General features: G+C 62.6%; 9 protein-coding genes. 2 read left to right on the plus strand and 7 right to left on the minus strand.

Going from position 1 to position 10,053, the window contains the following annotated elements:
- Positions 1-27 precede the first annotated feature (27 nt).
- Positions 28-906: a LysR family transcriptional regulator gene (locus M0D64_RS40575; RefSeq protein WP_266261808.1), complete on the plus strand. Its 879-nt coding sequence runs from the start codon at positions 28-30 to the stop codon at positions 904-906.
- Between the two features lie 40 nt (positions 907-946).
- On the opposite strand, the gene M0D64_RS40580 is transcribed toward M0D64_RS40575, so the two are convergent.
- From M0D64_RS40580 to M0D64_RS40595, 4 genes are read right to left on the minus strand one after another with little or no spacing between them, the layout of a single operon-like run.
- Positions 947-2,239: an FAD-binding oxidoreductase gene (locus M0D64_RS40580; protein ID WP_266261809.1), complete on the minus strand. Its 1,293-nt coding sequence runs from the start codon at positions 2,237-2,239 to the stop codon at positions 947-949.
- A complete protein-coding gene (locus M0D64_RS40585; protein ID WP_266240322.1) occupies positions 2,236-2,985 on the minus strand; it encodes an amino acid ABC transporter ATP-binding protein in 750 nt (249 codons plus the stop codon). The genes M0D64_RS40580 and M0D64_RS40585 overlap by 4 nt, the downstream gene beginning before the upstream one ends.
- Positions 2,982-3,638, minus strand: a complete 657-nt coding sequence (locus M0D64_RS40590; protein ID WP_266240321.1) for an amino acid ABC transporter permease — start codon at positions 3,636-3,638, stop codon at positions 2,982-2,984. Before M0D64_RS40590 ends, M0D64_RS40585 begins: the two co-directional genes overlap by 4 nt.
- Before the next feature lie 29 nt (positions 3,639-3,667).
- The gene (locus M0D64_RS40595; protein ID WP_054041519.1) at positions 3,668-4,432 is read right to left on the minus strand and encodes an ABC transporter substrate-binding protein; all 765 of its coding nucleotides are present in this window, start codon (positions 4,430-4,432) and stop codon (positions 3,668-3,670) included.
- 153 nt (positions 4,433-4,585) lie between these two features.
- Here M0D64_RS40595 and M0D64_RS40600 point away from each other — a divergent pair, with 153 nt between their 5' ends.
- The gene (locus tag M0D64_RS40600; RefSeq protein ID WP_266261810.1) at positions 4,586-5,395 is read left to right on the plus strand and encodes an IclR family transcriptional regulator; all 810 of its coding nucleotides are present in this window, start codon (positions 4,586-4,588) and stop codon (positions 5,393-5,395) included.
- Positions 5,396-6,295: 900 nt separating this feature from the next.
- Here the strand turns inward: M0D64_RS40600 and M0D64_RS40605 are convergent.
- The 3 genes from M0D64_RS40605 to M0D64_RS40615 form a co-directional block, all read right to left on the minus strand.
- Positions 6,296-6,442, minus strand: coding sequence for a hypothetical protein (locus M0D64_RS40605; protein ID WP_266261811.1), 147 nt, complete (start codon positions 6,440-6,442; stop codon positions 6,296-6,298).
- 90 nt (positions 6,443-6,532) lie between these two features.
- Positions 6,533-8,851: a sigma-54-dependent Fis family transcriptional regulator gene (locus M0D64_RS40610; protein ID WP_266261812.1), complete on the minus strand. Its 2,319-nt coding sequence runs from the start codon at positions 8,849-8,851 to the stop codon at positions 6,533-6,535.
- 392 nt (positions 8,852-9,243) lie between these two features.
- Positions 9,244-9,936: an NnrU family protein gene (locus M0D64_RS40615; protein ID WP_266261813.1), complete on the minus strand. Its 693-nt coding sequence runs from the start codon at positions 9,934-9,936 to the stop codon at positions 9,244-9,246.
- Between the last annotated feature and the right edge of the window lie 117 nt (positions 9,937-10,053).

Genomic DNA, 10,053 nt, shown 5'->3' on the forward strand with positions numbered 1-10,053 from the left:
TGATTGAGCCATTTTTGGAGCAGTGAGGTGGAGTTTCTGAACGACATGGCGCTGTTCGTCGAGGTGGTCAAGGCGAAGAGCTTTCGCCGCGCGGCCGAGGCAATCGGGGTACCCAACTCGACGCTGTCGCGCCGGATCAGTGCACTGGAGAAGGCGATCGGATTGCGCCTTCTGCATCGGACCACGCGCAAGATCGAGCCGACCGAAGCAGGTCAGCTCTATTTCGAACGCGCGAGGCGCATCGTGGAAGAGGCGCGACTTGCGCACGAGCAGCTCGGTGAGATGCTGGCGCAGCCAGTTGGCGTGTTACATGCCTCGTTGCCGGTCGATTTCGCGAATATTTTTCTCGCGCCTTTGCTCGCGGAATTCGCCCGGCGCTATCCCGGCATCAGTTTCGAGTTTGACCTGACGCCGCGCCGTGTCGATCTGGTCACCGAGCCCGTCGATGTCGCGATTCGCATGGGGGAGCCGCCGAGCTCGAATCTGATCGCACGACAGCTCGCCCGTTTGCCGCGATATCTCTATGCATCGCCGCGCTATGTCGAACTTTATGGCGAGCCAGGCGAGCCGGCCGACCTCTTGCGACACGAGTGCTTGCGTCTCAAGCCGGCGGAAGTTGCCGGGTGGACCCTTCATCGGGAAAAGGAAACGGTCGAGATTGCGGTAGGCGGCCGGTTTTTGCTTAACAGCGTCGGCATGATCCGGCGACTGGCGACGCTCGATCTCGGCATTGCCGTGCTGCCGGAAGAAATCGCGGCCGATGACGTCGCCGCCGGGCTGCTGCGTCGGGTGATGCAAGAGTGGCAGGCGCCGTCCGTTCCCGTCTACGCCATCACCGAGACGCGGTTGTTACCGGCGAAGACACAACGTTTCATCGAGTTCTTGCGCGAGCATCTGGGGGCGTGAATCGGCCGGAGCATGACCGGCCACATCCGCAACGTTCGATCTAACTCATGGCATCGAGCAATCCGTACCACGCAACCCCAGCGCTGATATAAAAGCGCTGAAGCGCATGCAGCGGGATTCGCCGGATTGATGTCGGCGGCAACGGCAGTCCACGCGTCGCGCCTGCCAGATGCGCGGCGAGGTGCTTGCCGAGCGTCGTTGCCATCGCGATCCCGCGGCCGTTGTAGCCTAGCGCGATCGTCAATCCCGGTGCGGGCAGGTGAACATGCGGCAGGAAATCCCGCGTGATGGCGATGCGTCCGGCCCAGCGATACTCGTACTCGACCTCCGCCAGTTGCGGGTACAACAATCTGGCGGCACGTTCCAGGTGCGCCCAGTCCGCCGCGCCGCGTGGCTCGCGAAAAGGTCCGCGGCCGCCGATCAGCAGGCGGCCTTCGCTGTCGCGCCGGAAGTAGAGCAGCAAGCGCCTCGAATCCGACGCCACTTCGCGCCCGGGCAGTATGCTTGCGCTGATCCTCGCGGCCAGCGGCTTCGTCGCCACGATGAAGCTGTTCGCCGCGATCACCGACTGCGCGATCCCCGGCCACAGCGAATCGCTGTATCCGTTGGTTGCAAGCAGGACCTGACTCACGTCGATGGTCGGTCCGTGAGCCGTGTGGATGCGCCATCCATCGGCGCGTTGTTCGAGGCGGCTCGCGGCCGTCGTGCCGTGAATCGCCACGCCACGCGCGAGTGCCGCGCGTGCAAGTCCCCGCGCGTAGCTGAGCGGTTGCACGCTGCCCGCGCGCCGATCCACCCATCCCCCGACAAACGCCTCCGTGCCGAGCCGCTGCGCAATCTGCGCGCGATCGAGCAACTCGACGCGCGCGCCACGCGATTCCCACTGGCGCGCACGCGCATGCAGCGTATCGAGTAGCCTGGTCGAATGCGTGGGCTGAATCCAGCCGGCGCGTGTCGCATTGCATGCAATATCGTGGCGCTCGATCAGATCGAACACCGTGTCGGCTGCGCCACCCACCATCCTGACGAGCGCGTCGCCGTCGTCCGGGCCGAAACGGCGCATGAGCTCGTCGGGGTCGTACTTGAGCCCCGGGATCACCTGTCCGCCATTGCGTCCCGATGCGCCCCAGCCCGGTTCGTTCGCATCGATTACGCAGACGTCCATGCCGAGTTCGCTCAAATGCAGCGCCGTGGATAAACCCGTGTAACCCGCGCCCACAATAGCCACCTGGACACGCTTCGATGCATCGAGAGGCGGCGTGCGCACCGCGGCCTCAGCGGTGGCAGCCCAGAGCGACGGCGGCAACGGCTGGCCGGCTTCTACTGACTTCATTGAGCGATTCCATTCGACGTGGGCGTGATCATGCGGCGCAGAAAATCGCGCGTGCGCGGATGAGAGGGCCGCTCGAGCAGATCGGCTGCCGCGCCTTCCTCGCAAATGGTGCCGTCGTACAGAAAGCACACGCGATCGGCCACCTCGCGCGCGAAGCCCATCTCGTGCGTGACAACAATCATCGTCATGCCGTCGTTCGCGAGTTGCCGCATCACGCCGAGCACTTCGCCGACGAGTTCCGGATCGAGCGCGGAAGTCGGTTCGTCGAACAGAATCGCTTTCGGCTCCATCGCCAGAGCACGCGCAATGGCGACGCGCTGTTGCTGGCCGCCCGAGAGTTCCGCTGGATACGCGTCCATCCGGTGCGCGAGGCCAACCTTGTCGAGCAGATGCCGCGCTTTCTCGCGCGCCGCATCACCGGCTTCCTTTTTCACATAGAGCGGCCCTTCGCAGACGTTCTCCAGCGCCGTGCGATGCGGAAACAGATTGAAGCGCTGAAACACCATGCCGACCTGCGTGCGCAACTCATGGATGTGCTTCGACCTGGCGTCGACGCGCACGCCTTCGACGGCGATCGTGCCTGCGTCGTAGGTTTCGAGGCCGTTGATGCAACGCAGGAGCGTCGACTTGCCCGAGCCCGAGGGTCCAATCAGACAGACGACCTGGCCGGCTTCGACGTTGAGGCTGACACCCTTGAGCACTTCCTGATCGTGGAAGCGCTTGTGAATGGATTGAACTTCGATCATCGCTTTCCCTTCTGACCGAGACGGCGCTCGAGGCGCCGCAAGCCGTAGACGAGCGGCAGGCTGAGCGCGAGATAGAGCAGCGCGACGAGCGTGAATACCGTCATGTTCTGGAACGTCGACGACGCTATCAACTGGCCGGCGCGCGTCATTTCCGCGACGGTGATGGTCGAGGCCAGCGACGAGTCCTTCAGCATCATCACGAGCGTGTTGCCATACGGCGGCAGCGCGATTCGAAACGCTTGCGGCAGGATCACGCGACGCATGATCAGCGCGCCACGCATGCCGATGGATTGCGCGGCTTCGATCTGGCCGTGGTCGATTGCCTGGATGCCGGCGCGAAAGTTCTCCGCCTGATACGCCGAGTAGGCAACACCCAGCCCGATGAAACCCGCCTGGAACGCGCTCAACTGCACGCCGAGATCGGGCAGCACGAAGTAGATGTAGAACAGCTGCACGATGATCGGCAGGCCGCGAATCACGTTGATGAACGTGGCCGCCGCGTTCGAGAGCACCTTGTTCGACGACACGCGCATCAGCGCCAGCACGAGGCCGAGGAGCGTACTGAGAACGAACGCGCAGAAGGTGATCTCGACGGTGACGACCGCGCCTTTCAGCAGGATCGGCAGGAAGTCGAGCGCATTCTGGATGAACATGACGTGATCTCCTCAAGCAACGAGCCGCGTCATTCCACCTGCCACTTCTTGATGATCTGCGTGAGCGTGCCGTCTGCCTTGATCTTGCGGATACCGGCGTTCAGCTTCTCCAGCGTTGCGTTATCGCCCTTGCGCACCACGAAGCACAGTTGGCCCTTCACGCTCGGCTGATAACCGTCGACGAGGCGCAACTGCGGGTTCGGGTTCTTCTGCAACTGGTACGCGATGATCGGATGATCGCCGAAGCCAGCCTTGATACGGCCGAGCGCGACGTCGCGCATGATGTCGGCGACCGAGTCGTACGTGCGCACTTCCTTGAAGATGCCTTTCTTGTTCAACGCGTCGACGAACGCGGTGCCCACTTGCGCGCCGACCACTTCGCCCTTGAGATCGTCCATCGACGTGTACTTGCCCTTGTCGTCGGCGCGCACGATCAGACCTTCGCCATACGAATAGACCGTGTCGGAGAAGTCGACGACCTGCTCGCGGGCCGGCGTCTTCAGCATGGCGGCGGAGATCACGTCGATCTTCTTCGTGGTGAGCGACGGGATCAGCGCGGAGAAGGTGGTCTGTTCCACCTTCACGTCGAAACCGGCGGCCTTGCCGGTTGCGGTGATCGCATCGACCAGCAGACCCTGGATCGAATTGCTCTTCACGTCGAGGAAGGTGAACGGCACGCCGGTGGCCGTCGCGCCGACCGTGTACTCCGGCTCGGCGGCCGCCATGGCCGGCGTTGCTGCGAGGACCAACAGCGCGACGGCTGCGCCGGCGATGCGCTTGACTAACTGGATCATGAGATTCTCCACGACGGTGACGGACTACGATTGAGGAATCGGTGACTGGTGTGACTTCATCATATTCGAGTCAAAAATATCGAATAACATTATTTGCGTATCGATATGCGATATGCTAACGTCAATGCATCACGATCACCATTGGGTATTTCCATGAGCGGCAAAGGGGTGAAGCAGGCAAGCGAGAGCGAAGCGCCGGACGCGCTCTTCAATCAATCGCTGGAAAAGGGCATCGCGGTGCTGCGCGCATTCAGCGCGCAACGCCGGACCATGAGCCTGCCGGAAGTGGCCGAGGCGACTTCGATCACGAAGAGTTCGGCGCAACGGATGATCTACACGCTGGAGAAGCTCGGCTACGTGCGCAAACATCCGCGCACGAAGCGCTATCAACTCACCCCGCGAGTCGTGCAGATTGGCTTCAACTACCTCGCGGCGGACACGCTCATCGACGTGGCCAACCCGTTCCTCTCCGAACTCACGAACGTGACCGGAGAGACGACCAGCCTGACCGAACCGGACGGTGCCGAGATGCTGTATGTCGCGCGTTTTGTCTGCATGAAATTCGTGCCGATTCACATGCCGATAGGCAGCCGTATTCCGATGTACTGCACCGCCTCGGGCCGCGCCTATCTGAGCGCGCTGCCGGACGACGAAGTGCGCGCGCTGCTCGAGGCGAACGACCGTGTCGCGCATACGCAGTACACGGTGACGGACATCGGCGAGATCGAAGCGCTGCTCGCGGAGGCGCGCCGCAGGGGTTATACGTCGAACCGTGAGGAACTGTTCATCGGCGACATGACGATTGCAGCGCCCGTGCTGGATGGCGAAAGAAGACCCGTGGCATCGGTGCACGTGGTCGCGCCGACCAGTCGCTGGACGCTAGCCGATGCCGAGCAGCGCCTCGCCCCCGCGGTGATCGATTGCGCGCGTGGCATTAGCAATTCGATCAGGACGCTGGGTTGACCTATCCGTGCAATTCGCCGACAAGGCGGGAGAGGCGGGCAATACGGTGGCGATACATCGGCGCCTGCGGAGAATTTTTCAGATGTTCGACGCGATCGCGCCAGTAGGTCGGCGGAAAAGGTTTTTGCGGCGCGCATGCGACTACGCGTTCAAGATGAACGAGTTCGCTTTCGAAAAGGTGATGGTGCATTGTTCGATTTCCCCGTAGATGGCCAGTCTGGTCCGTTCGCGACGCCGCTAACTGTCTGACACCGCTCAGGGCTTCTAAAGCAGATTCTCGTCCGCACGGTGGATCTGCGCGGTAATGCGAAGCAATGCAAAAAAGACCGCTTACCTGGCTGTCCGGAAAAACCTGTGGGGGTGGCCGCGTGCGTGAGTGCCGCAGCGTGCTTCACGCAGGATCGGTCGATGTGCCGCGATTGACGCAGGCAAGTAAAAAGGGCGGGCCGCCGCTGCTTGTCCACGCAAAGGGAGGCAACGACGGCCGAACCTCGCAGTGGTCTGCCTGATGCATAGCCAGGCGGATTCCACCATGTCGGCGTTACGCATTGCAACGATCTTCTCTATGGAAGTATTCGGTTGCCACGTGCCGACACACAACAGTTGCAGCTACAACAACAGCACAGCCCTCTCTCAATCCCCCGCCAGCGAGTTGGTATCGTTGGCGTCGATCGCGCGTCGAGCATGGTTCGGATCACTAACCGCAGGATCGTGATGACTTACGGCGATCCCTCGATCAGCGATGCCGGCGATCCAGAAACAAACGGGACGTCGCCGGACGTCGGTGCGTCGAACACATTGCAGCGCGCGATCTTTTTTTGGTCCCCCGGGTTCCCCAGCTTGTCGGGCAGGTTTATTGCACGTTCTGGGCACTGCTACCGCCTCGGTGGGTTGTTTTTATCAGGCGGTGGCAGATATCAAATCTATATACGCAATGACCGTGCCATGCTGCAAAGCCGCATGGTGGCGGGAACAGTGGAACATTTCAGCCGCGACATTGGACAATCCCGTCCATACGTTTTCCTGAAATTGGACGATTTCGTCCATTTGGCTATTCCGGGCACGTTGAAGGACCATTTACTGCTGCCAAAGAACGCGGCGCCCAGTAGCAGCGGTTCCAGGTCTTCCCGGCGTAACTCATATGCCATTTGTTATTCCTTTCGTGTAGACGTCGATGGAAACTTCGCGCTGAAGTTCGGCGAGCAAACTCATGGCGCTGGTGACACGCGTGGTCGAATCAGTCGTCAGCGAGCGCAAACCGCGCTCGAGGATGTCGATTGCTTCGGCGATGCGGCCGGTGGCGCGCAGCAGATCGGCGAGGTAACGCGCGGCGTCCACGCGCGCCGGCACCGAGCCGAACGCGAGCGCAGTGGACAACGCGGTACGCAGACCCAGTTCCGCCGCGTTCAACTCGCCGAGTGCCCACTGCGCGCGCGCCCGGGTGACCAGGAGTTCGCCCAGGTAGACCCGTTCCTGACGGGCGAGGGTTTCATCGATCGCGGCGGCGAGCATCGCCTCGCACGTTTTCGCACGGCCGGCGCGCAGCAGCAGCTCGCCGTGCTGCCATGCCATGAAGGAATAGAACAGCGCACCGCCGTTGCAAACGACGTGGTTATCGTAGCCGTCGAGCATGACAGTTTCCGCTTCGTCGGAATGGCCGAGCGCACTGAGGTGGCATGCGCGAAGGACCTGCCCGACGCCCCGGTAGAACGCGAAGCCGTTCGCGATCGAGACCGACTCGAGTTCGCTCGCGAGGTGCCCCAGCCGGTCCATGTCTTCGAACAGGCAGGCGAGCCAGGCGGCGCCCTGCAGGTTGACAGCATGAGCGAACGCGTGCGCGCCGGGCTCCGATGAACGCAGGATCAACATCTCCATGGCGCGCCGCGCCTGCACGAATGCGCCGATCTGGTAGGCCGCGAGTCCTTCGAAAGTCAACGCGAGACTGGCGAGATCGATCCCTTGCGAGCCCGTACGGGTGTCGTCGCGCGTCACGCCGAGCAGGTTGCCGCGCGCGAGACAGGCGAGGGCTTCCTCGCTGTCGCCGAGCCAGAAGAGGGTGTTGGTCATCGCGACGTGAGCTTCGTCGAGTGAGACCCGGTCACCGCCGTTCTGCGCGCGCTCCAGCATGTTTTGCGCGGTTGCACGCGCCTGTTTGAGTTGGAGCGTCGTCAACTGCGTGGTCCAGACGCCGAACTGGATCGCGGCGATTTCGGCGGGCGTGCAGACGCCTTCGCCGATGGCCAGCGCGGCGGCGTAGCAGGCGGTGGCCTCCGCGTACAGCCAGCCGTGCACGCTACGCAGGCTCATGCCGAGCAAGCGGTAGGCATCGAACTGAAGACGGCGCGCGGCCTCCTGTTCGTGCGGCGTCTGTAGCAGGTCGAGGCAGCGGCGCAACGGCGGAATGGCTTCGGCGAACTTCGATTCCTCGATCAGCGCGCTCGCATGTTCGAGACACTTGCGCGCTTCCCGATGATGTTCCTCGCGCGACTTCAGACGCCGCTCGATTGTCTTGCGGCCCACACCCAGCAGGGTGGCCGCCGCACTCTTGTTGTGCCCGGTCCGTTCGAGCGCGCGGTCGATCAAAAGGTCTTCGGCGGCGGCGAGTTTGTCGCGCCCTTCGAGTTGCAACAGCATGTCGGCGAGGCTGGCGCGCGACACCGGTCCGCCGGTTTCGTTGGCGAGAAACGGTTCGAGCGAGTCGACATCGATGTTCGTGTTTTCGGCGAGCACGCTCAACTGGCTGATCAGGTTGCGCAATTGCCGGATGTGGCCCGGCCATGCGTGCTGGGCAAGCCGGCGGACGGCGGCCGGCGAAAACTCCAGACGACGCGTGTGCTGCGACGCGAAGTGGGTGACAAGCGCGGGAATGTCCTCGACGCGCTGTTCGAGTCCGGGCACGGCAAGCACGAAGACCGCGAGCCGGTAGAAGAGGTCTTCGCGGAAGAGCCCTTCGCGTGCGAGTTCGCGCAGGTCGCGGTGGGTCGAGGCAACCACGCGTCCTGCGAAGTGCAGACTGGTGGACGACCCAATCGGACGGAAAGTTCGCGTTTCGAGTACGCGCAGCAGTTTGGGTTGCAGCGCGAGCGGCAGTTCGCCGATTTCATCGAGCAGCAGCGTGCCCTTGCCGACCTGCTGCAAAAGTCCCTGGCGGTTTTCGCCCGCGCCGGTGAAGGCGCCTTTAACGTGCCCGAACAATTCGGCTTCGACGAGGTTCTCTGGAATCGCGCCGCAGTTGACGTCGACGAAGGGTTGATCCTGGCGCAGGCTGTGTGCGTGCACACGGCGAGCGACCAGTTCCTTGCCTGAACCGGTCGGCCCAAAAATGAGCAAGGGATGATCGGTGGGGGCAACCCGATCGATCATGCGGACCAGTTGGCGAAACGCTGGCGCGCCGCCCACGAAGGCGCCGGAATCAGCCTCGTCGTGAGCGAACGGAACGTCAGGGGTGTAACTCATTACAAAATACGCTCCACGTGATCCGCGCGTGGAACAACGCGGAAATTGGCGTCGAAAAAGACGGGGCGGACGGCGATGCATCGGTCTGGTGCCTGGCCAGGTTTTCCGATTGCGTTGTCGGAACGTCCGTCGCAATTAAGAGACAGAGTATGACGGCTTGTCGCCGATGTTGTCTTTTCGAAAATAACCCTCGCAACAGCGCGATTGCGGATTGCATCGCCATGTGCTGGGAGCCTGGCAAGCAGATGGGTTCTCTGCGGCGGAGGGGAGCGTAGAAAGGAAAGTACCAGCGGGGAATGTGAATGTCAGCGGGAAATGAAACGTGTCCCGGGTGCCTTACCGGGCTCATCAAATCCCGCTACCGCTTTATGGCGCGACAGGCCACGCTGCGATTACAGCCAGCGCCAGACGCCCGCGGCCCAACCGGTGAGTGGCATATGAGCCCAGGTCGCGACGAGCCACACAACGAGACCGCCCAACAACGCGTGCAAGCCGAACCCGCCCAGCCGCGCACGGCCAGCGGCGATCGCCGCGAACGGCAGGTAGCTCGTCTTCGACTCCCATTCAGGCCAGAGATCGGGCTGCAACTGCTCTTTCTTCCGGTCCTGCAAGGCGGCGCCGACGAGCGCGAGAACGCCGATAGCCGCTGCGACGATGATGTTTTTGGCCACCGGGAACACCGCGACGTGACACAGCCCCCACAGTACGAACGACCACAACATCGGATGGCGCGTCACCGCGTACACGCCGAGCGCCGCTTCCGGGCATGAAGCGGGCCGGCCGCCGGTGGGCAGCGCCGGGTTACGGATCAACGAGCCCATCAGGAGGATCGACGCGATCAGCATGACCACGGTTGCAAGCGCCCAGAGCCCGTCGCCTACCGGCCATAGTGGTGCCGTCAAAGGCGCCTTCAGGTAGGCGGCGATCAACCAGCCGAGCGTCACGAAGGCAACCAGCGAATAGACGCCCAGGAACCCCGTTTCGCCAATTGCGCTGACCAGACGCCCGCGCAGCGGATGGGACAAGACAAAGTGACTACCCACGAAGGCGACTGCCGCCGCCGCAACTGCGCTGGTGCTTCCCATTGGCCCGGCTCCTCAGGTTGTATCGCTGGCTGACCGTATTGCGCATGTTCCATTTCCAGTACTGTATAGACCGGGGACATGGTTGACAGACGTGCGGGGACATCATTGACACTTTAT

It is taken from the genome of Paraburkholderia sp. WS6 (genome assembly GCF_030464835.1).
Classification (GTDB): domain Bacteria; phylum Pseudomonadota; class Gammaproteobacteria; order Burkholderiales; family Burkholderiaceae; genus Paraburkholderia; species Paraburkholderia madseniana.